Raw genomic sequence first — 22,622 nt, 5'->3', positions numbered from 1 at the left:
TGCAGCCTTAATTAAACACTTGTTTGAAACATACGTTTACAGACACAGAATTGTCAATAGCCGGATGCAAAATTTGTGTTGCGAACTGTCACCGGATCACGCGCCACCACAGTGCATGCAGCCGGATCACAGTTATAAGTGCCGGATATCTATGGAAGGACCTGGGAGTTGGAAAATAACCGGTCAGGCAGACACCGGTTCGAAGGAGGTAGCACGGTTTTCGTCACCGCTCTGATCAGACTCTCCCATGGCGGAGACCTCACGATAGGCATCACTGGCAGCCCTTGATGAAGTTCCTGTTTCGGCGGCGAGCTCCGATTGGGCCTGAAGCATGATCTGCATCGCCTGAGCAGCCACCGCACGATCCTGACCAGAGGGCTCCGCCGGCGCCATCGCCGCCGCCCGGACAATCCGCATCTTCTCGATGGTCCCCTGGGGATCCCCCTGCACGGGAGACAGATCGATAGAGACTTCCCCACCTACCGCATACTGTGCGCCGTCCGGCCCACGCTGATAGGTGAAGGACATGGCGCCTGCATACTGGCCTCCAACCGCCTGGTGCGCAGCTTCATGTGCACGGACTTCACGGTCCCGCGCTTTCAGCTCGGTCAGCTGTTTCAGCTCTTGTTCAGACAACCCCTGAGGATCATCGCCCCCCCTGTCACCGGGTTTGGACTCGGGATTTTCCCGTGCAGACTCGGCTTTGCCCGAAGCCTCAGTGGATTTGGCTCCGGCGGTCGGCAGCTCTGGCTCAGCCGCTGCTGAGCCTGGGGTCTGGACGCGTGGAGAAACCTGGCCCTGGAAAGAAGTCCCGGAAAAAGGTGGGAGAGCAGGAGGGAGAGATGAAAGCACGAGCCAGGCGCCCTTTCAGTATTCAAGCCATGATATCAAGAAGCGTTCCCAGTGTTTCGTCGGCGGTTTTTACCACCTGCGCGGACGCTTCAACACTGCGCTCATATATCTTGAGATCAACAATCGGTTCAATGAGGCTGCCCGCGCCTTCTGAGGTTCCCTGAGGGCCGTCAGCGCCACCACGGGCAATCTTTCGGGCGGCATTTTCCATGCCGACCATGCCATCCTGAATGCCCTGAATTCCAACTGAGAGGGTGTTATTGATCATAACCGCGCTGCCCGATGACCATTTATTGACTTAATTAAGCCACAAACCTGGTCAATTTTCAAACAGCCCGTCGATATTCAGATAACCAGCCAGCATTTCAGCCCGAGACTGCTCCAGCCACGGCAGAATACCCAGGCAGGGCGCGCCCATGTGGTTTACCAGATAGTTCAGGGTGTCCTGTTCGCAACTCATGGGCTCAGGTTCGGTTCGGTTGGCGACCCACCCGGCCACTTGCAGACCGTCACCCCTGATGGCTTCTGATGTCAGCAGGGCATGGTTGATACAGCCGAGGCGGAGTGAAACTACCAGAATAACCGGCATGTTCAGTTGGCGCGGAAAATCCGAGTAGGTTTCCCTATCGTTAAGAGGGACCCGCCAGCCACCGGCACCCTCAACCAGTAGCAGGTCTGCCGGACGAATCTGTAAGCCACGGCAGAACCCGACAAGGCGATCAGAGGTGATGTATCGCCCGGCCTGTTCAGCCGCAACGTGCGGTGCAATGGCAGGCTCCAGCGCTACCGGGTTAATCAACTCATAGGCCAGTGGCTCAGTAATGGCGTTCTGCAGAATCAGGGCATCTTCGTTGCGGAGGCCTTCGGGCGTCCTATCGCAACCAGACGCAATGGGTTTCATAGCCAGGGTGTGCTTGCCCATGGCCCTGGCCGCGTGAAGAATGGCTGCGGATACCAGGGTTTTTCCAACCCCCGTGTCCGTGCCCGTTACAAAGAAGGATTGCTTGGCCATTATTATTCCCAGTTAACGAGTCCTATGGTTTCTGCCAGTAGACCCATGCAGATTCATAACTTGCCATGATAGTGCCGTCTGGCTCTCTAGGGTACTGCTTGCACATTGCCCGCATTCTGCCGGGAGCCGTGACCACTCTTCGCCGTCCAGCGCCGCGGAAGCCCGCACCAAGGTGGCGAAGCTCACCTGCCAGGGCCATCGGAGAATCGTAGGAAAGCCTGATGGCGCGGTTTTCAACAACGGCACCCGGCAACTCGGCGCGTACCTTGGCCTGCAAAGCGAGGTCGGTCTCGAAGCGATTAACGTGCTGATGATCAGGGTCCACCGCCTGCCAGGCATCTTTCAGCTCTCTCAACGTGCCATCCAGCAGCGTGGAGACCATGAGAAATCCACCGGGACGCAGAATACGCCGACATTCCCGGAGCACCGCACCGGGGTCACCACACCACTGAATCATGAGATTGCTGAAAATTACATCGATGCTTCTATCCGGCAAAGGCAAGTGTTCGGCATCGCCCACAATCCAGCTAATTCCCGCAGGGCCCTTCTCCCGAGCCTGCGCCAGCATACCCGGCGACAGATCAACCCCGCTCAGCGACTCAATCTGCTCAAAGTCTGCGAACTTTCGGGTAAACCAACCGGTGCCACACCCCAGGTCCAGCACTGTTAAATCGGGAGCCGGGCTTTGCCGGAACTCAAATTTCTGCAGCATGGTATTGCCCATGAAGCGCTGCAGTCTGGAAGCAGTTTCATAGGTGCCACTGGCAGTGCCAAAACCCCGGGCAATATCCGATTTGAGCGTTTCAGAAACGCCAGCCGATGCTCCCGGCGAACGGCTCATAACGCCCATGACAGATCCCTTCGCGATGCCAAAAACGTCTGCATTGCACCCCAGCAATCCGAGGCCGAGCATCCCCCCGGCCAGTGCGCCATACCCGAAACCACCACATGGCTGCTTGAAGCTGGAACCGAGAGATCCTCGGCCCGGGACCGAACCACAATAACCCTCTCTCCTATTATGTGAAGTGCGGGCGTGGTTAGCGAACGCCACAACGCCCGCTGGTCCCCGGCTTCCAGCCACGCGAGGCTCTTGCAGAGATGTTCGTGAGAAACCAGGGTACCTTTTTCGCGCCAGGGCTTGAGGCGTTGTCGCTCCTGTTTCTCGTCCACCGCACCGTTGATCATCAACAACAGGAAATGCAGCCAATGCCGCTGGGGGTCCCGCCGGATACCAAGGGCGAACGCCTGGAAATCCCGTGCCGGCATCCCATGAGGCCAGCTGCCATCGGCAACAAACTTCGGGAAACCGCCCAGCGTTATGGCGACAGATACCGCGCCGGTCTCACGCGCGGCAGCCTCCATGACCACCTGACTGCCCAGAGACCACCCCATCCACACCGACGGTTCCGGATAGAGCGACAAAAGCTCATCCGTTACTTCTGAAAGGGAACGGCAACGGACCAGCAACTCATCGTCCAGAGATACCTGCACAACTTTCCCGGGCCAGTAGCCATAGAGCTCCGACAGCATCTCTGCACGAACGCCCCAGCCAGCAACCACCACCAGACGCGGACAGACCCTACAGGAACTCATATCGCCATGTCCGTCTTTTGAACCAGATGACGGCACTCAGAAAGTGCGCTCAACAGACAATCAAGGTTCTCCTGAGAATGTGCGGCACTGAACGTTACCCGCAGACGCGCTTCACCCACCGGAACCGTCGGCGGGCGAATGGCCGACACCAGCAAACCACGCTCCTCCAGCGCCTGACTCAGCGCCAGTGCGTCATGATTATCGCCAATCATGATCGGCTGGATCGGCGTGCGCGAGGGCATCAATGCATACCCCATGGCCGAGGCCTCCCACCGGAACCGGGAAACCAGGCTCAATACATGCTCGCGACGCCCCTGATCCCGCTCAATAAGATCCAGACTCGAGATAGTTGCCATGGCAAGAGCCGGCGGCATCGCCGTCGTATAAATATAAGTCCTGGCCTTCTGAACCAGATAATCCATCAACATCGACGGCCCGGCAACAAATGCGCCGCTGGTACCAACCCCCTTGCCGAGGGTACCGATCAGCACAGGCACATCCTCTTCAGACAGCCCCGCCTCGGCAACGCTGCCCCGCCCCTCAGGCCCGAGCACGCCGATTCCGTGAGCGTCATCAACAATCAGAAGTGCATCATGGGCGCGACAGACCCGGGCCAACTCCGCCAACGGTGCAATATCGCCATCCATGCTGAACACACCGTCCGTTACCACCAACTTATGCCCGGACGTTTCCGCCAGCATCGCCTCCAGCGCCGCCACATCGCCATGGGCATAACGCCGGACCCGGGCCCGGCTCAGGATACAGCCGTCAATGATGGATGCATGATTCAGCCGATCCGAAAAAATGGTATCGCCCCGCCCGGCGAGCGCCGAAATAACCCCCATATTGGCCATATAACCGGTGGAGAAAAACAGCGCCGAACTGCGCCCGGTAAACTCCGCCAGACGTAGTTCAAGCCGGTGATGGGCATCATGGTGACCACAAATCAGATGAGAAGCCGCGCCGCCGAGACCTGTCTCGGGAAGTGCATTACGCAGTGCCTCGATATTGGCAGGGTTATTGGCAAGACCAAGGTAATCGTTGCTGCAAAACGACAACAGAGGCTTGCCGTCAGCAATCAGGGAAGGCCGCTGAGGACCGGCTACATGCCGACGCGTCCGATATAGACCGGCCTGTTTACGCTCTTCGAGTTCAAGGGCAAAGTCCCGCACAGGCATCGCTCCAGGTTAACCGTTACGCGTTGAATCAGCTTTGATGCCATGAAGGCACCCGAAGGTTCGGGCAGGCTGCGTGCAGGGCTCTCCGGGATTGTAGAGGGCCATGAATGGCCCGAAACAAGCGCACATGGGTGAGGCCGAGCGCCGATGAAGCGAAGCTTCATGCGACAGCCGAACGACAGCAATCTGTGATTGCTGGCTGGACCCCACCGGAGTGCTTGTAGCGTATCCCGGAGAGCCCTGCACGCAGACTGCTCCCCCGAACTTCAGCAATTCTTCTGAAACTCAGGCAGATTCGCGGGTAGCGTCATAAAACATGTGACGAGTCGCCTCATACTCCACGGCCTCGGCAATCGCCTCCTCTTCCTGCTCCTCAGAGGCACACTGCTCCCGCTGCTCAGGGCGAATACCCAGCCGTTTGAACAGCAGCATATCGGCATCAGCCTCCGGATTAGCGGTGGTCAGGAGTTTTTCGCCGTAGAAAATCGAGTTGGCGCCAGCCATGAAACACAGAGCCTGCATCTGCTCATTCATGTTCTCACGCCCTGCCGACAGGCGAACGTGAGAAGCCGGCATCAAGATCCGCGCCACGGCAATGATCCGGATGAACTCGAACGGATCCAGATCCTCAACGTCCTCCAGGGGCGTACCTTTTACCTTCACCAGCATATTCACCGGCACACTTTCCGGATGATGAGGCAGATTTGCCAGCTGAACCAGCAGACCAACCCGGTCATCCTCATCTTCGCCCATGCCCATAATGCCGCCGCAGCAGACTTTCATACCGGCCTTGCGAACATTGTCGAGCGTGTCCAGACGGTCCTGGTAGGTACGCGTGGTTATAATGTGGCTGTAATACTTCTCGGACGTATCCAGATTGTGGTTGTAGTAATCCAATCCGGCATCAGCCAATTCTACGGCCTGTTCTTCTTTCAGCATGCCGAGGGTCATGCAGGTTTCAAGGCCCAGGGATTTCACCTGTTTGACCATGTCCAGAACATAAGGCATGTCTTTTCTGGAAGGACTGCGCCAGGCGGCGCCCATGCAGAACCGGGAAGCGCCCTTCTGTTTTGCGGCCCTGGCTTCAGACACCACCTTTTCAATTTCCAGCAGCTTTTCTTTCTCAAGGCCGGTGTTGTAATGACCGCTCTGAGGGCAGTATTTGCAATCCTCGGGGCAGGCGCCCGTCTTGATCGACAGCAGGGTGCTTACCTGCACCTCGTTGGGATCGAAATACTGGCGATGCACGCTCTGGGCACGGAAAAGAAGGTCGTTGAAGGGAAGCTCGAAAAGCTCGCGGGCTTCCTGCAGTGTCCAGTCGTGGCGGAGTTCTGTAGCGGTCATGTAAAAGTCCTGTTAACCTTTCCCGGTCTCTGGGTTTACGGATGAATCAGATGATAAAGGGACTGAACTGGCTGTCAACCTTCATGGACAAAAAGGTTAACAGCGTCCAACAAGGTGGACTCTGTGTCGCATGCCTTTCAGCCGACGCTTTCAACGGGTTATGCCAACCCTGCCGTAACGAGTTACCGGTCAACCGTTGGCGCTGTCGCTGCTGCGCCCTGCCGCTGGCTTTTCCATCGTCGGAACTGCTTTGTGGCGACTGCCTGAAGCGCCCGCCACCCTTTGATACGTCCTTTGTTCCCTGGCGTTACCAGTACCCGCTGGACGGCATGATTGGCCGTTACAAATACAATGGCCAACGCAAATTCGGCCGGCCGTTGATGGCGGATTTCAACGGGCTTCTTGAGAAGGCATTGCACAGCGGTAGCATCACGAAGCCAGAGGCGTTGGTGCCCGCACCAATGGATGCAAGGCGACGGCGCCAACGTGGGTTCAATCAGGCTCAGGACATTGCTGAGACCATCGGAGGCCACCTGAAAATTCCTGTGGCTACCGGGCTGGTGCAGCGCGTCCAGCGGGTTCGGGCGCAGCGGGAGTTGAATCGTGAGGCGCGCCTGGCGAATCTTTGCGGGGTGTTTAAGGTCATCTCGCCGGCGCCTGAGAGAGTGGCCATTGTGGACGATGTTGTAACGACGGGAGCGACAGTTCGGGTCTTGGCATCAGCACTCCGGGAAGCCGGGGCCCGGGAGATTCAGGTCTGGGCTTTGGCGCGGACGCCCGGTTAAGACAGTATAGCTTTGACACGTTCAGCAATTGCCAGACAGGATGTTAACCCGGGCGATTCGATCCCAAACAGATTCACCAGTCCGGGCAAACTGTGCTCCTGAGGCCCATCAATTTGGAAATCCGCAAAGCCCCCGTCAGGACCCGTCAACTTTGGTCGGATGCCGGCGTAGGCGGGTTGAAGTCGGGTCGCGTCAAGGCCTGGCCACCATTGGCGGACGCCTGTGGCGAAGGTTTCAAGGCGGCTGGGGTCCACGGTGTAGTCTTCCTTGTCGATCCACTCCACATCCGGGCCGAAACGGACCTGACCGGCGAGATCGAGGGTGAGGTGGACACCCAGGCCACCGGGTTCAGGGACCGGGTAGATCAGGGTTTTGAAGGGTATTCGGCCCCTGTAGCTGAAGTAGACGCCCCTGGCGAACCATTGCTGTGGTTTGTATTCTTCGGGCAAGCCAGCCCAGTTGTTTGCCAGCGGGACAGCGCCGAGCCCGGCGGCATTGATGACGTTTTTTGTTTTCAGAATCAGCGGATGTTCGCCTCCCACGTGCAGAAGGTGCCGCTGGTTATCTGATTCAGCGGCTACCAGCGGTGAACGGAGAACCAGTTGACCACCAGCATCCTGGAGCTCGCCGAGCAGCGAGAGCATCAGCCCATGACTGTCGACAATACCGGTTTCCGGCGACCAGAGCCCCGAGCTGGCGCGGATTTCCGGAACATCTCGGGCGACTCTGTCTTCATCATACAGGTCGAGTTCAACGCCATTGCGCGCTGCAGCAGCCTGAATGTCTCGCAGCTTGCCATTTTGCTGCTCCTCGGGAGCCACAATCCATTTGCCGCACCTCCGGTGTTCGACCTTGTGGGTTCGGCAATATTCGTAAAGCCGCTGTCGGCCTTCAACGCACAGTTCCGCCTTCAGTGACCCTTCCGGATAATAAATACCTGCATGAATGACTTCGCTGTTTCTTGAGGAGATGCCCTCACCAAACCGGTCTGCGGCGTCCAGCACAATTACTTCATGTCCAGCTCTCGCCAAAGCGCGGGCAATGGCCAAGCCAATGACACCGGCGCCTATTACAACAGTTTGAGCCTCCAGCACTTCTGTCGACACTTACGCTTGCCCCTGCTCCACTGACAAGACACTGAGCATACCCTATCCCGCGATCCCGACGAAAACCGGCGCCAGTAGGCTGAACACATTACTCAAGAGCCCATAACGGTTATACTTGCTTCCGGAAAGTAGTGCGTGGAGCCCGGCTTATGATGTCTGACAGGAAGCAGTTTGTTCTGGTAATGGTTGTGGCGGCCCTTTTTGTCGGGTGGCTCGGCTGGCGTGGTTTTGAAGTAATCAGCCTGAACGAGCGACTGAAAGCCGATGAGGTGGTTGCCAGTTATCCCTACAAGCATCGGGTGCTCAGGGTGGAGGGTGATACGGCCATTATGAGCTCGCTGCGCTCCCATACTACATCGACCAACAAGGCACTGAGTGCGGTCTTTCCGAGCATGCGCAATCTTGGGGACAGCCATCGGGACTGGCAGCGGGCAGAGCGCGAGTTGGCTCAGGTGCAGGCCCGCGCCGGAGACGTTGTTCTTGGGGCCTCAGGGATCGGCCGTATCCGCTGGGAGCTGGATGAAAACTGGTACCATCTGCAATCCATGAAATCCAAATACGACACAAGGCTCTGAAACGTCCCTTTATGACCCATGATCCATCACTCCCGGCATCCACCCACCCCTACGATTCCCTGAAGCCGGATATCATTCTGGATGCGATGGAGGAAGCCGGGTTTGCGGTAAGTGGCCGGCTGTTCGCACTGAACAGCTATGAAAACCGGGTTTATCAGGTGGGACTGGATGAGGGCGCGCCGGTCATCACCAAGTTTTATCGGCCGGGCCGATGGAGCGAAGCGGAAATCCGGGAGGAGCACACCTTCACCCTGGAACTCCTGCAAGCGGACATTCCGGTCGTAGCTCCCATGAAACTGGCGTCCGGTGACACCCTTGGGTGCCATGGTGAATTCCTGTTCGCGGTTTTTCAGCAGCGCGGCGGGCAGGCGCCAGACACCAGTGTAACCGATACCCTGTACCGGCTGGGTCAATGGCTGGGCCAGATCCACAACATTGGCGCCAAAAAACCTTTTGCCCACCGCTCCACCATGGACTTGCTTGACGGCATTGAAGCCAGCAACCGGCTTCTGGTGGAAGGTGGCTGGATACCTGCAGATCTCAGGCCCGCCTGGGACAGCCTGATACCGGACCTGAAAACGCTCTGTGCCGCTCGGGTTGATGAAGCCGGCCCGGTGGAAACCTTGCGAATTCATGGCGACTGCCATGCCGGTAACATTCTTTGCCGGGACGAGCAGATGCTGTTTGTGGATCTTGACGATTGCCGCACTGGGCCTGCTATCCAGGACATGTGGTTGCTACTGAACGGCGACGACTTCGAGCGGGGAGCCCAGCTCGGCGAACTGCTGGAAGGTTACGAAATGTTCCGTGATTTCAATCGCCGTGAACGCCACCTGATTGAGCCGCTGCGCTGCTACCGGCAGATTGCGCATTGCGCCTGGCTGGCAAAGCGCTGGGACGATCCCGCATTTCCGCGTTTCTTTCCCTGGTTTGCCCAGCCACGGTTCTGGTCAGACCAGGTTCTCTCGCTCCGGGAGCAGTTATCAGCCTTGCAGTCTCCGGCCATCACGGTGCCGGGACAGTACTGACCAACACTTTAAATTCGTTTGATTCGAGGTAGGCATGAGCCAGAATGAGGCCCGTTACACCGTCCGTAGCCTGATTGTAACCGCCCTGGTTGCGGCTATTGGCACCGTTCTTGTACTGGAAATGAGCGGCAAGATCAGTCATAGCGAGAACAAGGATCACATGCCTGTTGGCGATTTCCAGGCCATCCATGTAACCGAGGAGGATCCGTTCCGTATGTCACCCAAAGCCTCGGAACTACACGCCGTTTGCGAAAATGGTTACCTGGCAATTGCCGCCGATGTAGACCCCTCGTTCAGGGGAATCCTGGTGGACTATAAAAATCGCGGCGTACGCTGCGCCAGACCGTCACCCACGGGACCTGCCGTTCCGCCCGCCCCCAAGGCACCCGACACCAATGAATAAATCCCGGAAGCCGTCGGAGGCACCCGAGCAGGTGACGGACCGGCTGTTTGCAACAGAACGCCGGCCGGAAGATTTCCGGTTCGACGCATCTGTGGCCAGGGTCTTCCCGGACATGATTCGGCGTTCCGTGCCGGGTTACACGACCATCATTCCGATGATTGAGGTAATCACCGAACAATACGCCCAACCGGGCTCCCACTGCTATGACCTCGGTTGCTCCCTGGGCGCCTCAACCCTGGCAATGCGCCACGGCATATCCCATGCCGATTGCACCCTTGTCGGCGTGGATAACTCCAGCGCCATGATCGAAAGCTGCGAGCATTACATCGCCCTGGACGACAGCGCTCTCCCCGTTACCCTGAAGTGCGAAGATATTCTGGACACTGAACTCAGCAAAGCCTCGGTGACCACTCTGAATTTCACGCTACAGTTTGTCGACCCGGAAAAGCGGGCCAGCCTGCTCGAACGAATTGCTGATGCCACTCTCCCCGGCGGCGTTCTGATCCTGTCCGAGAAAATCCGCTTTGAGTCTGAAGGCGAGCAGGCCATTCAGACCCGACTGCACCACGAATTCAAGCGCGCTAACGGCTATTCGGATCTTGAAATCAGCCAGAAACGCACAGCCATCGAACAGGTGCTGATCCCTGAAACATTGGCAGCCCACAAGGCACGACTGCTGGCGGCAGGCTTCAATGATGTGGTGGTGTGGTACCAGTGCTTCAACTTTGTTTCCATGCTCGCCATCAAGGCCAACCAAACCACCGAATGATCATGGCAGATTTTGACTGGAAAGCCCGTTTCGGGCCAATCATCAATGAACTTGCAGACGACGGCCTGGATCACTGGGCGGTGCAACTCCAAAAGCAACTGACCCACCGCTTTGAAGACCGCCCCCACGGCGATCTCGATCGCTGGCAAGCTGCCCTTGACCAGCTACCTTACCTTGCACAGGTAGAAGCGCAACTGGACCGATCCGCCGTATCCCTGACCTCCATGCAACCCCTGACCGTGGCACAACAAGAACAACTGGAGCTGGGATTACGCGGCCTGATGCCCTGGCGAAAAGGCCCCTTCGATTTCTTCGGTACCTACGTCGATACCGAGTGGCGCTCCGACTGGAAGTGGGACCGGGTGTCTCCGTACCTCTCAGACCTTTCGGGTCGTCGAATACTGGATGTAGGTTGTGGCTCTGGATACCACTGCTGGCGCATGCTGGGAAAAGGTGCGAGCCGGGTGATCGGCATCGATCCCGGGCTCCTTTTCCTGTTTCAGTTCTTCAGCGTCAAAGACTACCTCGGCGATGTCCCTGTCGACCTGCTTCCAATCCGGATGGAAGACCTGCCGGCAGACCTTGAAACCTTCGACACCACCTTTTCCATGGGGGTCCTTTATCATCGTCGTTCGCCGCTGGATCACCTGTTAGAGCTGAAGGGAACACTACGCCGGGGCGGCGAGCTGGTGCTGGAAACACTCGTAGTCGAGGGGCCTGAAGGCTTCAGCCTGATGCCCGAGGATCGCTACGGGCAGATGCGAAACGTCTGGTTCCTGCCCAGTTGTGACACTCTGCTGCGCTGGCTGGACCGTACCGGCTTCCGAAATGCTCGGGTGGTGGATGTGACCGCGACCACCACGGACGAACAGCGAAGCACCGACTGGATGCGTTTCAACTCCCTCCAGGATTTTCTCGATCCGGACGACCCGTCAAAAACGGTGGAGGGATACCCGGGGCCGCTTCGGGCCACCGTGATTGCCGAAAAGCCCTGAACGCAAAAAACCGCCGTGCCTTATGGCAGGGCGGCTTTTTTAAGTTGGCAATTACTCGCCGAAGGGGTGACGCAAAGTAATCGTCTCGATACGATCCGGACCAGTGGAGATCACGTCGATTGGCGCCTCGATCTGCTCTTCCAGGAAACGGATATAGGCCTTGGCATTCTCCGGCAGCTGATCAACGCTGGTCAGGCCAACGGTGCTCTCACTCCAACCCGGCAGCTCCTCATAGACCGGCTCGATGTCCTTGTAACTGTCGCAGCCAATGGGCGGCCGGAAAATCTCGCCGTTCGGGGTCTTGTAGCCCACGCAAACCTTAACCGTCTCCAGACCATCAAGGACATCCAGCTTGGTCAGGCAGATGCCGGATACGCTGTTGATCTGGATAGCATGGCGCAGGGCTACCGCATCAAACCAGCCACAACGGCGGGAGCGACCGGTTGTCGTACCCACCTCATTGCCTTTGACGGCCAGGTGCTGACCCATATCGTCGAAAAGCTCGGTCGGGAAAGGACCAGAACCGACACGGGTGGTGTAGGCCTTGGTGATACCCAGCACATAATCCAGGAACAGCGGTCCGAAACCGGAACCGGTGGCGGTTCCGCCGGCGGTGGTGTTGGAAGAGGTCACGTACGGATAGGTACCCAGGTCGATATCCAGCAGCGAGCCTTGCGCGCCCTCAAACAGGATATTCTCCCCACGCTTGCGGAAGTCGTGCAGCATGTCGGTCACGTCCGCCGCCATCGGCAGGATTTCCTCGCCCATCTGCTTGAGCTCTTCAAGAGCCGCATCGATGTCTTCGGCTTCTTCCTTGAAGTACTCGGTCAGGATGAAGTTGTGGTAGGACATGATCTCCCGCAGCTTCATTTCGAAGTCGGCGGGATTGCACAAATCACCCAGGCGAAGACCACGGCGGGACACCTTGTCTTCATAGGCCGGCCCGATGCCGCGACCGGTTGTGCCGATCTTGTCGACACCGCGGGCTCTTTCCCGGGCCTGATCAATGCGGACGTGGGTACGCAGAATAATCGGGCAGGCCAGGCTGATGCGCAGGCGATCGCGAACCGCCACGTCATTGGCTTCCAGCTCACGCACTTCTTTAAGCAGAGCCTCCGGCGACAGGACGACGCCGTTACCGATAAGGCAATAGACGTGCTGCCGCAGGATACCGGAAGGAATCAGGTGAAGCGCTGTTTTCTTGCCGTCAATCACCAGGGTGTGACCGGCATTGTGCCCGCCCTGGAAGCGAACAACCGCTGCAACCTTGTCGGTCAGCAGGTCAACAATCTTACCCTTGCCTTCATCACCCCACTGGGTGCCCAGCACAACAACATTTTTACCCATGATTCTCTCTCAGTGCGGCTGCCCCGCAGGACAAGCGTTTCGCAAGTTTACCTGTAAATGAATTCAACGAGGCCCGTGAGGCGTCAGCCCAGCGTCTGCACGACCCATTGGCCATTCTGTTTAACCAGCTCCCGGTCACAGCCTCTGGCAGCCGGATTCACGCCGTCGTCTTCGGGCAAGGCGCGAACAACGGTTTCCGTCATTCTCAAACCGGAAATCACGCCTTCCAGGGCCGGGTCGTCATCGGCCGGCGCCCAGACTGCACCGGCACTGCGTACCACCCTCTCTCCAAGAGAGACGAGCGACCGTATATCAAGACTGAACCCGGTTGCCGGGCGGGCCCGGCCAAAGTCACTGCCGATGGCATCATAGCGGCCACCCTTGGCAACTGAATCGCCATGGCCTGGAACATAGGCCGCAAACACCAAGCCAGTGTGGTAGTTGTAGCCACGAAGCTCACAGAAATCGAATCCGAAGCTGATATCCGGATAATCCCGTCCCAACATGTCAGATACGCGCCCAAGCTGGTCGAGTGCCGCGTCCAGGTTATCAGACGCACCCTGCAGGATCCGGCGGGCTTCGCTTAAAGCCTCCGGGCCACCGCTGACCCGGGCCAGCTCCCGCAGACGAGCGCCAGCGGAGCCAGACGGGCACTCACCGAGCAGTTGATCAAGCTCAGGCACCGATTTACGGGCCATGGCGTCAAAAATCGCGTTCTCCGTATCCCGATCAAAATCCGCTTCGCCAATCAGGCTTTCATAGATGGCCACATGGGCCAGATCCAGATGGATACGGGGTAAACCCGCCACCCGAAGGGTTTCCAGCATCAGGCTGATCACTTCCATATCCGCCGCTTCGGAGCCACTGCCAAACAGTTCGCAGCCGGCCTGGATGGGTGTGCGACCTGTCAGCATATGCCTCGGGCGGGTGTGGAGTACGTGCCCGGCATAACATAGACGGGTGATCCCTTCCTGGCCCAAGGTATGGGCATCAATGCGCGCCGCCTGAGGCGTCATATCGGCGCGAACACCCATCATCCGCCCGGTCAGCTGATCGGTGAGCTTGAAAGTCTGAAGCTCCAGATCGTTCCCGGTTCCGGTAAACAGGGATTCGAGATATTCAATGAGCGGTGGGATTACCAGCTGGTAGCCCCAGCGCTGGCAGGTATCCATTACATCCCGACGCAGGGATTCGATCCGTCCGGCCAGCGGGGGAAGAATATCCTCTACCCCGTCTGGCAGTAACCAGCGATCAGATACTGTCATGAGATTCCGTTGTCCGTTATATCCGCTCCGGCACAGTCGGCTGGGGGGATCACACAGGATTTAAGGCGGCACTCGGCAAAAGCCCGACACAAAACCGGCAGAATTTTACACGGTTGGCGGGCACAAAAAAACCGGAATACGGGGGTATTCCGGTTTTTGGTCTCATCCTGCAGGGTTAACGGGCACCCTGCGGATCGTTCAGGAACTTCATGAACGCACTCTCGGAATCGATCACCATGATGTCATCCTTGCTCATGAAGGTGTTGCGATAAGCCTGGAGACTCCGGTAGAAGCTGTAAAATTCAGCATCCGAGCCGTAGGCATCGGCGTATATTCTGGCCGCTTGACCGTCGCCCTCACCCCGAGTCTCTTCTGACTGGGCGAAAGCTTCCGCAAGAACAACCGTTCTCTGGCGATCGGCGTCGGCACGAATACCTTCTGCGAGCTCCCGGCCCCGGGAACGGAATTCCTGAGCCAGCTTCTCGCGCTCGGTCGCCATCCGGCGGTAGACGTTTTCGCTCACCTGACCAGGGAATTCGATGGCCTTGACACGAATGTCCAGGACTTCAATACCGAATTCGTTCTGGGCCGTCTGGTTTACGCGATCCCGCAGGGTGTGCATCAGCTCATCCCGCTGGCCGGAGACGACTTCGACCATGGTCCGGATACCGAACTCGTCCCGCAGCCCGTTATCGACACGGGAAGAAAGCAGAGACTGAGCGCGGAACTCATCACCGCCTGTCGCCCGGTAGAACTGATCCACGTCCCGGATCTTCCAGGCAATATAGGAATCCACATCCAGCGGCTTCTTCTCCACGGTCAGATACTGCCTGGATGGCAGATCCATGGTCAGAACCCGGATATCGAATTCACGAACCTGGTCGATGACCGGGACCTTGAAATGGATACCGGCCTGGATATCGGTCTCTACCAGCTCACCGAACCGGAGCAGAACACCCCGATGGGTTTCCGGAATGATGTACACACTGGACAGTACCAGCAGGACAACGATCAGAGCGCCTGCAAGGCCCACTACACCTTTAGGTCCCATAATTATCTGCTCCTCCGAACGGTAGTATCCTGCCTGCTTCGCAGTTCCTGAAGAACCTGATCAGTCAGGGTCTGGATGTCCACATTGCCCTGGCTGCTGCCGGAGGACGATCCTCCGGTGCGGGGCAGCGAGCCCTGGGTCAGTCGATCAAGCGGCAGGTACATCATGTTGCCACTGCTCTCCGTATCCACAAGAATCTTGCTGCTGTTGGCCAGGACCTGCTCGACCGTCTGCAAATACAAGCGCTCGCGCGTCACTGTCGGAGACATCTGATAGACGGCCAGTAGCTCGAGGAAACGCGAGGTCTCACCACGTGCCCGCTCGATAACCTCTTCCTTGTAGGCGTTGGCTTCTTCGATCATACGCTGGGCCTCACCACGAGCCTCCGGAACGATCCGGTTGCGGTAGGTCTCAGCTTCTTCCTTAACCCGCTGCTCGTCCTCACGGGCCCTCTGGACTTCACGGAAGGCATCCTGGACCGCTGGTGGTGGCTGGGTGCTTTCGACGTTAACCCGCACCAACTCCAGACCGGTGCCGTATTCCCGCAGGAACATCTGGAGTCTCTGCTCTACCCGCACGGCCAGTTCCGCACGACCTTCGGTCAGCACGTCGTCGAGTGTCGAGCTGCCGACCTCGTGACGAATCGCACTATCGGTCGCAAAAGCCAGTGCCTGGTTGGAGTCACGCACATTCAGCACATAGGCTTCAGCGTCGCCCACGCGATATTGAACCTGCAGGTCTACCGTGACCAGGTTTTCATCCTGGGTAAGCATCTGTCCACTGGACTCGGCCGTACGCACGTTGGTGACACGCACCTTGGTAACGTTGTCGATCAGAGGCACCTTGAATCTCAGGCCAGGATTCTCGGTCTGATGGTATTCACCAAAGCGAAGAACAACCGCCCGCTCCTGTTCGTCAACCGTATAAAAAGACTGGAAGATTACGTAACCAACCGCCAGGATGGCTACCAGCGCGAGGATCGCCCCGAAACCACCGGCGCTTCCGCCGCTACTGCCACCGCTGCCGCCGGATTTTCCACCCTTGCCGCCCAGCATCTTGTTGAGCTTGTCGAGACCTTTTTTCAGCGCCTCATCAAGGTCTGGCGGCCCCTGATCATTGCCGCGTCGACCACCACCGGTACCCCAGGGGTCATTGTCGTTACGGTTTCCACCCGGTTCGTTCCAGGCCATAGTGCTCTCCGTTACTGACTTATAAATAGAATGGCTGCAAATACTAGGGATTTATCTCCGCCCCGGCAATAGCCGCTGCGGTTTCAGGCGTGCCCAAGGTCCAGCCTGACTGATTTTTCGTTTACTCCGGCCCGGCTCAGCAGTTGCTGCCAGTCCCGATTCTGCAAGCGCACCTCGACAACGGTATCGCCCGTCTCACGGTGTTCCTCGGTCAGCACGGAGCCGGCTTCGTGCAACAGCGCGCGCAACTTGCCGTCCGCCGGACCCAGCAGAACGAAGTGGTGGACAACATCTTCGGCGACCCGTTCAACGATCGCGTCGAACAGGCCGTCCAGTCCCTCGCCGGTTACCGCAGACACCCAGGCCCGCACCGGGATACCCTCTTCATTGCGCTCGATTCTCGGGGTGAAATTTTCCAGCAAATCGATCTTGTTGAAAACCTGCAGCATGGGAATGTCATCGGCCCCGATCTCGGCCAGAACCTCTTCGACCTGCTCGATGTTCTCGTCACGCCGCGGGTCGTGGCTGTCGATAATATGCAGCAGAAGCGTCGCCTGCGTGGTTTCCTCCAGCGTGGCCCGGAAAGCTTCAACCAGCTTGTGGGGTAGATGCCGGATGAAGCCCACGGTGTCCGCCATTACGACCGGCCCGATATCCGGAAGTTCCAACCGCCGCAGCGTCGGATCCAGCGTGGCGAACAGCTGATCTGCAGCATATACGGAGGAAGTTGTAATCCGGTTGAATAGCGTCGATTTTCCTGCGTTGGTGTAACCGACCAATGAAACCGTGGGTATGTCGGCCCGCTGGCGGGCTCGGCGACCCTGGTTCCGCTGCCGGCGAACCTTTTCAAGACGCTTGTGGATGGATTTGATCCGCTCCCGCAACAGGCGGCGGTCAGTCTCCAACTGGGTTTCACCCGGCCCCCTGAGACCAATACCACCCTTCTGCCGCTCAAGGTGGGTCCAGCCCCGCACCAGGCGCGTCGACATATGGTCGAGCTGGGCCAGCTCGACCTGCAGTTTACCTTCATGGGTCCGGGCGCGCTGGGCGAAGATATCAAGGATCACGCCGGTACGGTCAAGCACCCGGCACTTGAGCTCCTGCTCAATGTTTCGCTCCTGACGCGGACTCAGCGCATGGTTGAACAGCACAACGTCCGCTTCATTAGCGGCTACGGCATCGCGAATCTCTTCCAGCTTGCCCTCACCAACAAAAAATCTCGGGCTGGGCTGCTTGCGGGACCCGGTAACCGTGGAAACAGGCTCTACGCCGGCGGACGTTACCAGTTCCCGGAACTCACCCGGGTCTTCGGTGCCATCATGGGCAGTAAAATCGATGTGGACGAGTACCGCGCGCTCACCAACATCAGGACGTTCAAACAATTGTTATCAACTCCGGGGCCATCAGATTTTGAGTTTCATAAAAACAAACACCCGCGGCCAAAAGAACCTTGGACGGGATCTTACGGAACGCGGGTAGCAAAACCGGGAAATTGGCTGAATCAGTCTTCAGACTCGCCCTCTCCTCCCGGAGCCTGCTGCGGAATGCGTACATTACGGGCAGGTACCACAGTGGAAATAGCGTGCTTGTAGACCATCTGGCTGACAGTATTTTTCAGCAAAATCACGAACTGGTCGAAAGACTCGATCTGGCCCTGAAGTTTGATACCGTTGACCAGAAAGATGGAAACCGGAATGCGTTCCTTGCGCAATGCATTAAGGTAAGGGTCTTGTAACGAATGCCCTTTTGACATGTGTTTTCTCCTGTTTTTAGTAAATGCAGATCGTCATTTGTCAAAATTAAATGTGGTGCGAAGTCGGATTATTTTCAAGGCTGCCTCGACGATATGTTTGTCGTCGCTGTCCAGCCAGCCCACATCGGACCATTTGCGCAACCAGGTCAGCTGCCGCTTCGCCAGCTGGCGTGTCGCTGCGACTCCCTTGCTGACAAATGTCTCGTAATCGTCTTCCCCGGACAAATAACTCCAGGCTTGGCGATATCCGACACAACGCATGGAAGGGAGATCGGGGTGCAAGTCTTCCCTGAGCATCAGTGCCCGAACTTCATCAACAAAACCCGCCTCAAGCATTTTCAGAAAACGCAGGCGAATCCGCTCATGAAGCACTCGCCGCTCAGGCGGCGTCATAGCGAGCTTGATAACAGTATACGGAAGCAAATGTGTTTCGTCTGCCTGCCAGCGAGTGAAATAGGTGTAATCCTTAATATCACCACCCTGCACCATTGCCTCTGGTTGTTCACCAGCATCCGGTTCGGCTCGCCAGAATTCGGAAATCGGCTTGCCTGTGAGACGCAGCACTTCCAGGGCCCGCATCAGACGCTGCCGATTGTTCGGATGGATCAGCTCGGCTGCAACCGGATCATTGCTTCGCAGCTCCTCGTGCAAGCTCTCCCAGCCACGCTCTTCAGCCTCTTGCTCCAGGGCCCTTCGCACGGCCGGGCTGGCCGATGGCAGGCCAGACATTCCATGGAGCAGCGCTTTGAAATACATCATGGTGCCGCCGACGAGCAGCGGGATCTTGCCCACGGCCGTTATTTCGGCCATCGCTGCCAGTGCATCCCGGCGAAAGTCCGCAGCGGAGTAGGTTTCAGCTGGATCGCAGATATCAATCAGCCGATGGGGCGCCCGCGCGAGCTCTGACGCAGTCGGTTTGGCAGTCCCGATATCCATACCCCGATAGATCATCGCAGAGTCCACGCTGATGATTTCGCAAGGCAGGTGATCGCAGAGCGCCATGGCAAGGTCTGTCTTGCCTGAGGCCGTTGGCCCCATCAGGAAAATGGCAGGCGGCAGAGACACCTCAGCGCCCCCTGAGAAACAGCTTGTCCAGTTCAGACATGGTCACCAGGGTCCACGTGGGGCGGCCATGATTGCACTGGCCGCTTCTCTCAGTGGCTTCCATATCCCGGAGCAGTGAATTCATTTCGGGAATGGTTAGCTGTCGATTGGCACGAACGGAACCATGGCATGCCATGGTTCCAAGCAATTCGTGTGTCACCGCCTCAACACGGTCACTCTGGCCATGCTCAATCAGATCCGCCAGTACGTCACGCACCAACTGCTCGGTGTCAGCACCACGCAGGAGCGCGGGCACCTGCCTCACAGCAAGGGTTTCCGGTCCAATGCGCTCAATCTGGAGACCGAGTTTCTGCAATTCTTCACCATGACTCTCCGTCAGGGCTGCTTCTTTCTGGCTGACCGCCAACGACAGCGGTACCAGCAATGGCTGGCTTTTCAGATCCTGCTCGGCAAGTGCTCTCTTCATTCGCTCATAGGTAATGCGCTCGTGAGCTGCGTGCATGTCCACCACAATGAGCCCTGCCCGACCCTGGGCAAGAATATAGATCCCGTGCAGCTGGGCGATGGCATACCCGAGCGGCGGCTCCTGGTCACTGTCCGCAGGTGGAGTCGGCATTGGAGTAGCGACGCTATCGCGTGCGGACATGGCCTGCTGTCCGTCACTCCCGCCGCCGGCATTCAGGGACTGATAAAAGGCCATCTGATCGCTGGCGCGCCACTCCTGCTGCGGCTGTAACTGTCCGCCAAAGCCGGCGCCTGAGCCACCGGTATAACCGTAATTGGGTGTCGACGACTGGCCGTTCCAGCCCGCTTCTTCAGGAGCACCGGTTGCCGACACTGCTTCCTGACCCTGGGTCCCGGCTTCGCGACCAAAGGACTGCGCCACAGCACCGCGCAAATGATCGTCCGGCCGGACATCGGCCAACGCCTTGTGCAGGGTTCTGAAAATGAAGTCGTGAACCAGCCGACCATCCCGAAACCGGACTTCGTGCTTGGTCGGGTGGACGTTTACATCGACGGTGGCGGGGTCGACTTCCAGATAGAGCACAAACGCCGGATGCCGGTTGTTGTAGAGTACATCCCGATAGGCCTGGCGCACGGCATGGGCCACCAGGCGGTCACGGATAACGCGACCGTTGACGAAGAAATACTGGAGATCGGCCTGGCTACGCGAAAACGTGGGCAGTGCTACCCAGCCCCACAGCCGCAAACCAGTGGCTTCCGCATCAATAACCACCGCGTTGTCGATAAATTGCTGGCCGCACAGGGCGCCAATACGCCGCTCGCGGTCGAGAGCCGATTCGGCCGGCCTCAGGCTCTGTACAACGCGCTGATTGTGGCGCAGAGTAAAACCGGCGTCGAAACGGCTCAGCGCCTGCCTGCGCACGCACTCCTCAACATGGTTGAATTCGGTCTTCTCGGTACGTAGGAATTTCCGACGGGCGGGGGTGTTGAAGAATAGGTCCCGCACTTCCACAGTCGTTCCGACCGGGTGTGCAGCAGGCGAAATCCTCGCGTCCATTTCCCGACCCTCGACTTCCACCCGGGAGGCCGCTTCCTGCGATTCGGTTCTTGAGGTCAGAGTGAGCCGGGACACCGAACTGATACTGGCGAGCGCTTCCCCGCGAAAGCCAAGAGACGCCACTGCCTCCAGGTCATCCAGACTGGCGATCTTGCTGGTGGCATGACGACTGAGAGCCAGGGGAAGGTCGCCTTCCTCAATCCCGCTCCCGTCATCCCGAACACGAATCAGCTTGGCGCCGCCCTGTTCCACCTCAACATCGACGCGGTTAGCACCGGCATCGAGGGCATTTTCGACCAGTTCCTTGACGACAGATGCAGGTCGCTCCACCACCTCGCCCGCGGCAATCTGGTTCGCGAGCCGTGGTGACAGCAATCGAATGGGGGGCATGTTACGGAAAAACCTCTTGATCAGGACGCGGGAATACGAATGGTTTGCCCTACCATAACACGGTCGTCCCGAAGGTCGTTAAACTGCATCAGCTCACTGACGGTGGTCTGGTTTTTCCGGGCCACGCCGGAAAGCGTGTCTCCCCGCTGTATACGGTATTGGCTGATACTGTTTCCACCCTGACGGTTCTGTTTCTGCCACGCGAGCAGAGTCCCGGGCGGTGGCGTTTTCTGAAAATAGTCATCAATGCCTTTCATGATGGCGCCGGCCAGCTTGTTGCGATACCACTCTGTGGCCAGATTTTTCTCTTCCTGGGGATTCGAGATAAATCCGGCCTCCACAAGAATGGAGGGGATATCCGGCGATTTCAGAACCGCAAACGCGGCCTGCTCTACACCGGGTTTATGCAACTTCGCCACACCGCCCAGTTTGCCAAGGATCGAACTGCCAACACCCAGACTTGCGTTAATACTCGCCGTCATGGAGAGGTCCAGCAGCACACCGGCAAGCATGTCGTCACGGCCGTCGAGGGACAGCCCGCCAGCACCGCCGATCAGGTCAGACCGGTTCTCACTGTTGGCCAACCATCGGGCCGTCTCACTGGTGGCACCTCGCTGGGACAGAGCGAAGACCGAGGCACCCTTGGGCTGCGGCGTCCGAAAAGCGTCGGCGTGTACTGAGACAAACAGGTCGGCGCTGTATTTCCTGGCCAGAATCGTTCGATTGCGAAGGCCAATGTAATAGTCACCGGTTCTGGTCAGTTTGGCGGTATAGCCCTGCCGATCATTGATCAGGTCAGCCAGGGTTTTCGCCATTTTCAGAACCACATCCTTTTCGCGGGTTCCCCGCGGACCAATCGCACCCGGATCTTCGCCGCCGTGCCCGGCATCGATGACCACAATGACGTCCCGCTTTCCGGATGAGTCCTGGGTCACGGTGGGCGTGGTCGCCTTCTCAAGCCGACTGCCGCTTTCATCAATTAAATCGACCACCAGCCGGTGGCCATACTGCTGGTTCGGCTCAAGCTGGAAGCTCCGCGGCTTGATGTCGGCCTTCAGATCGAGGACCACGCGCAAATCGGTCCCGTTCCTTGGCGCACTACGGATTCGCTTGATCGGACTGCCGGAAAGGTCCAAACCGGAAAAATCGGTTTTCAGGTTGGCATTCTTCAGATCAATAACCAGCCTGGCCGGACTATTCAGGGAGAAGATGTTGTGCTCCACCTGCCCGCCAGTATCCAGAACCAAACGGGTGTGATCGGGCGCAGGCCAGATACGGGCGCTCTCGACCTGCGTTGCAGCCGACACCTGAAACACCAGCGTGGCGAGCAATGCCGCAAGCGGCCAGACCAGTTGTTTACTCAGCTTTGCACAATTCATAAAGCTTACCTGCCAGTTTA

The 22,622-nt window shown here is 58.0% G+C and carries 23 protein-coding genes; 6 read left to right on the top strand and 17 right to left on the bottom strand.

What is annotated here, in order from left to right; genetic code table 11:
• Nucleotides 1-183: 183 nt before the first annotated feature.
• From CFT65_RS08340 to bioB, 7 genes are all read right to left on the bottom strand, one after another.
• Nucleotides 184-636, bottom strand: coding sequence for a putative metalloprotease CJM1_0395 family protein (locus CFT65_RS08340; protein ID WP_416376640.1), 453 nt, complete (start codon nt 634-636; stop codon nt 184-186).
• A 238-nt stretch (nt 637-874) separates the two neighbouring features.
• Nucleotides 875-1,120, bottom strand: coding sequence for a flagellar basal body rod C-terminal domain-containing protein (locus CFT65_RS08335; protein ID WP_088827594.1), 246 nt, complete (start codon nt 1,118-1,120; stop codon nt 875-877).
• A 51-nt stretch (nt 1,121-1,171) separates the two neighbouring features.
• On the bottom strand, nt 1,172-1,864 hold the full coding sequence (bioD, locus tag CFT65_RS08330) for a dethiobiotin synthase (RefSeq protein ID WP_088827593.1): 693 nt from the start codon (nt 1,862-1,864) through the stop codon (nt 1,172-1,174).
• Nucleotides 1,865-1,886: 22 nt separating this feature from the next.
• Nucleotides 1,887-2,714, bottom strand: a complete 828-nt coding sequence (gene bioC, locus CFT65_RS08325) for a malonyl-ACP O-methyltransferase BioC (RefSeq protein WP_088827592.1) — start codon at nt 2,712-2,714, stop codon at nt 1,887-1,889.
• The gene (locus CFT65_RS08320; protein ID WP_088827591.1) at nt 2,702-3,457 is read right to left on the bottom strand and encodes a carboxylesterase; all 756 of its coding nucleotides are present in this window, start codon (nt 3,455-3,457) and stop codon (nt 2,702-2,704) included. Before CFT65_RS08320 ends, bioC begins: the two co-directional genes overlap by 13 nt.
• On the bottom strand, nt 3,454-4,629 hold the full coding sequence (bioF, locus tag CFT65_RS08315; protein WP_088828189.1) for an 8-amino-7-oxononanoate synthase: 1,176 nt from the start codon (nt 4,627-4,629) through the stop codon (nt 3,454-3,456). Before bioF ends, CFT65_RS08320 begins: the two co-directional genes overlap by 4 nt.
• Nucleotides 4,630-4,920: 291 nt before the next feature.
• Nucleotides 4,921-5,979, bottom strand: a complete 1,059-nt coding sequence (gene bioB / locus CFT65_RS08310; RefSeq protein WP_088827590.1) for a biotin synthase BioB — start codon at nt 5,977-5,979, stop codon at nt 4,921-4,923.
• A 41-nt stretch (nt 5,980-6,020) separates the two neighbouring features.
• On the opposite strand from bioB, the gene CFT65_RS08305 reads away from it, so the two are divergent.
• Nucleotides 6,021-6,764 (top strand): ComF family protein, encoded by a 744-nt coding sequence (locus tag CFT65_RS08305; RefSeq protein ID WP_228705808.1) that lies wholly within the window; start codon nt 6,021-6,023, stop codon nt 6,762-6,764.
• On the opposite strand, the gene CFT65_RS08300 is transcribed toward CFT65_RS08305, so the two are convergent.
• Nucleotides 6,761-7,870: an NAD(P)/FAD-dependent oxidoreductase gene (locus CFT65_RS08300; RefSeq protein ID WP_228705807.1), complete on the bottom strand. Its 1,110-nt coding sequence runs from the start codon at nt 7,868-7,870 to the stop codon at nt 6,761-6,763. The genes CFT65_RS08305 and CFT65_RS08300 overlap by 4 nt on opposite strands.
• A gap of 152 nt (nt 7,871-8,022) precedes the next feature.
• Here CFT65_RS08300 and CFT65_RS08295 point away from each other — a divergent pair, with 152 nt between their 5' ends.
• Genes CFT65_RS08295 through cmoB form a run of 5 tightly spaced genes read left to right on the top strand, consistent with a single transcriptional unit; the run spans nt 8,023 to nt 11,640 of the window.
• The gene (locus tag CFT65_RS08295; RefSeq protein WP_172408443.1) at nt 8,023-8,445 is read left to right on the top strand and encodes a hypothetical protein; all 423 of its coding nucleotides are present in this window, start codon (nt 8,023-8,025) and stop codon (nt 8,443-8,445) included.
• Between the two features lie 11 nt (nt 8,446-8,456).
• A complete protein-coding gene (locus tag CFT65_RS08290; RefSeq protein ID WP_088827587.1) occupies nt 8,457-9,473 on the top strand; it encodes a serine/threonine protein kinase in 1,017 nt (338 codons plus the stop codon).
• Between the two features lie 34 nt (nt 9,474-9,507).
• Nucleotides 9,508-9,876, top strand: coding sequence for a kinase (locus CFT65_RS08285; RefSeq protein ID WP_088827586.1), 369 nt, complete (start codon nt 9,508-9,510; stop codon nt 9,874-9,876).
• The gene (gene cmoA / locus CFT65_RS08280; RefSeq protein ID WP_088827585.1) at nt 9,869-10,645 is read left to right on the top strand and encodes a carboxy-S-adenosyl-L-methionine synthase CmoA; all 777 of its coding nucleotides are present in this window, start codon (nt 9,869-9,871) and stop codon (nt 10,643-10,645) included. Before CFT65_RS08285 ends, cmoA begins: the two co-directional genes overlap by 8 nt.
• A gap of 2 nt (nt 10,646-10,647) precedes the next feature.
• Nucleotides 10,648-11,640: a tRNA 5-methoxyuridine(34)/uridine 5-oxyacetic acid(34) synthase CmoB gene (gene cmoB, locus CFT65_RS08275; RefSeq protein WP_172408442.1), complete on the top strand. Its 993-nt coding sequence runs from the start codon at nt 10,648-10,650 to the stop codon at nt 11,638-11,640.
• A 51-nt stretch (nt 11,641-11,691) separates the two neighbouring features.
• Here cmoB and CFT65_RS08270 read toward each other — a convergent pair whose 3' ends face one another.
• The 9 genes from CFT65_RS08270 to CFT65_RS08230 all read right to left on the bottom strand — a co-directional run bounded on the left by CFT65_RS08270 (nt 11,692) and on the right by CFT65_RS08230 (nt 22,602).
• Nucleotides 11,692-12,987 carry an adenylosuccinate synthase gene (locus CFT65_RS08270; protein WP_088827583.1) on the bottom strand — a complete coding sequence of 432 codons (1,296 nt, stop codon included), beginning with the start codon at nt 12,985-12,987 and terminating at the stop codon, nt 11,692-11,694.
• Nucleotides 12,988-13,070: 83 nt separating this feature from the next.
• A complete protein-coding gene (locus tag CFT65_RS08265; protein WP_088827582.1) occupies nt 13,071-14,252 on the bottom strand; it encodes an ATP phosphoribosyltransferase regulatory subunit in 1,182 nt (393 codons plus the stop codon).
• 175 nt (nt 14,253-14,427) lie between these two features.
• A complete protein-coding gene (hflC, locus tag CFT65_RS08260) occupies nt 14,428-15,303 on the bottom strand; it encodes a protease modulator HflC (RefSeq protein WP_088827581.1) in 876 nt (291 codons plus the stop codon).
• Between the two features lie 2 nt (nt 15,304-15,305).
• A complete protein-coding gene (hflK, locus tag CFT65_RS08255; RefSeq protein ID WP_088827580.1) occupies nt 15,306-16,493 on the bottom strand; it encodes an FtsH protease activity modulator HflK in 1,188 nt (395 codons plus the stop codon).
• A gap of 83 nt (nt 16,494-16,576) precedes the next feature.
• Nucleotides 16,577-17,875 (bottom strand): ribosome rescue GTPase HflX, encoded by a 1,299-nt coding sequence (hflX, locus tag CFT65_RS08250; RefSeq protein ID WP_088827579.1) that lies wholly within the window; start codon nt 17,873-17,875, stop codon nt 16,577-16,579.
• 119 nt (nt 17,876-17,994) lie between these two features.
• On the bottom strand, nt 17,995-18,246 hold the full coding sequence (gene hfq / locus CFT65_RS08245; RefSeq protein ID WP_008170056.1) for an RNA chaperone Hfq: 252 nt from the start codon (nt 18,244-18,246) through the stop codon (nt 17,995-17,997).
• A 33-nt stretch (nt 18,247-18,279) separates the two neighbouring features.
• Complete coding sequence (gene miaA, locus CFT65_RS08240; RefSeq protein WP_216360428.1) at nt 18,280-19,284, bottom strand: tRNA (adenosine(37)-N6)-dimethylallyltransferase MiaA; 1,005 nt, start codon at nt 19,282-19,284, stop codon at nt 18,280-18,282.
• Nucleotides 19,285-19,312: 28 nt separating this feature from the next.
• Nucleotides 19,313-21,223, bottom strand: coding sequence for a DNA mismatch repair endonuclease MutL (gene mutL / locus CFT65_RS08235; protein WP_088827577.1), 1,911 nt, complete (start codon nt 21,221-21,223; stop codon nt 19,313-19,315).
• A gap of 20 nt (nt 21,224-21,243) precedes the next feature.
• Complete coding sequence (locus tag CFT65_RS08230; protein ID WP_088827576.1) at nt 21,244-22,602, bottom strand: N-acetylmuramoyl-L-alanine amidase; 1,359 nt, start codon at nt 22,600-22,602, stop codon at nt 21,244-21,246.
• Nucleotides 22,603-22,622: the final 20 nt, after the last annotated feature.

The organism is Marinobacter sp. es.048, from assembly GCF_900188435.1.
Taxonomy (GTDB): domain Bacteria; phylum Pseudomonadota; class Gammaproteobacteria; order Pseudomonadales; family Oleiphilaceae; genus Marinobacter.
Note: the sequence above shows the minus strand (reverse complement) of the source record. Positions and strands in the feature narration are given on the sequence as shown.

Bases quoted from the DNA above. Each gene is read 5' to 3' on its own strand.
- CFT65_RS08335 (WP_088827594.1), bottom strand. From the start codon at position 1,120: ATGATCAATAACACCCTCTCAGTTGGAATTCAGGGCATTCAGGATGGC.
- bioD (WP_088827593.1), bottom strand. From the start codon at position 1,864: ATGGCCAAGCAATCCTTCTTTGTAACGGGCACGGACACGGGGGTTGGA.
- bioC (WP_088827592.1), bottom strand. From the start codon at position 2,714: ATGGGCGTTATGAGCCGTTCGCCGGGAGCATCGGCTGGCGTTTCTGAA.
- CFT65_RS08320 (WP_088827591.1), bottom strand. From the start codon at position 3,457: ATGAGTTCCTGTAGGGTCTGTCCGCGTCTGGTGGTGGTTGCTGGCTGG.
- bioB (WP_088827590.1), bottom strand. From the start codon at position 5,979: ATGACCGCTACAGAACTCCGCCACGACTGGACACTGCAGGAAGCCCGC.
- CFT65_RS08305 (WP_228705808.1), top strand. From the start codon at position 6,021: ATGAATCAGATGATAAAGGGACTGAACTGGCTGTCAACCTTCATGGAC.
- CFT65_RS08295 (WP_172408443.1), top strand. From the start codon at position 8,023: ATGTCTGACAGGAAGCAGTTTGTTCTGGTAATGGTTGTGGCGGCCCTT.
- CFT65_RS08290 (WP_088827587.1), top strand. From the start codon at position 8,457: ATGACCCATGATCCATCACTCCCGGCATCCACCCACCCCTACGATTCC.
- CFT65_RS08285 (WP_088827586.1), top strand. From the start codon at position 9,508: ATGAGCCAGAATGAGGCCCGTTACACCGTCCGTAGCCTGATTGTAACC.
- cmoA (WP_088827585.1), top strand. From the start codon at position 9,869: ATGAATAAATCCCGGAAGCCGTCGGAGGCACCCGAGCAGGTGACGGAC.
- cmoB (WP_172408442.1), top strand. From the start codon at position 10,648: ATGGCAGATTTTGACTGGAAAGCCCGTTTCGGGCCAATCATCAATGAA.
- CFT65_RS08270 (WP_088827583.1), bottom strand. From the start codon at position 12,987: ATGGGTAAAAATGTTGTTGTGCTGGGCACCCAGTGGGGTGATGAAGGC.
- CFT65_RS08265 (WP_088827582.1), bottom strand. From the start codon at position 14,252: ATGACAGTATCTGATCGCTGGTTACTGCCAGACGGGGTAGAGGATATT.
- hflC (WP_088827581.1), bottom strand. From the start codon at position 15,303: ATGGGACCTAAAGGTGTAGTGGGCCTTGCAGGCGCTCTGATCGTTGTC.
- hflK (WP_088827580.1), bottom strand. From the start codon at position 16,493: ATGGCCTGGAACGAACCGGGTGGAAACCGTAACGACAATGACCCCTGG.
- hfq (WP_008170056.1), bottom strand. From the start codon at position 18,246: ATGTCAAAAGGGCATTCGTTACAAGACCCTTACCTTAATGCATTGCGC.
- miaA (WP_216360428.1), bottom strand. From the start codon at position 19,284: ATGGGGCCAACGGCCTCAGGCAAGACAGACCTTGCCATGGCGCTCTGC.
- mutL (WP_088827577.1), bottom strand. From the start codon at position 21,223: ATGCCCCCCATTCGATTGCTGTCACCACGGCTCGCGAACCAGATTGCC.
- CFT65_RS08230 (WP_088827576.1), bottom strand. From the start codon at position 22,602: ATGAATTGTGCAAAGCTGAGTAAACAACTGGTCTGGCCGCTTGCGGCA.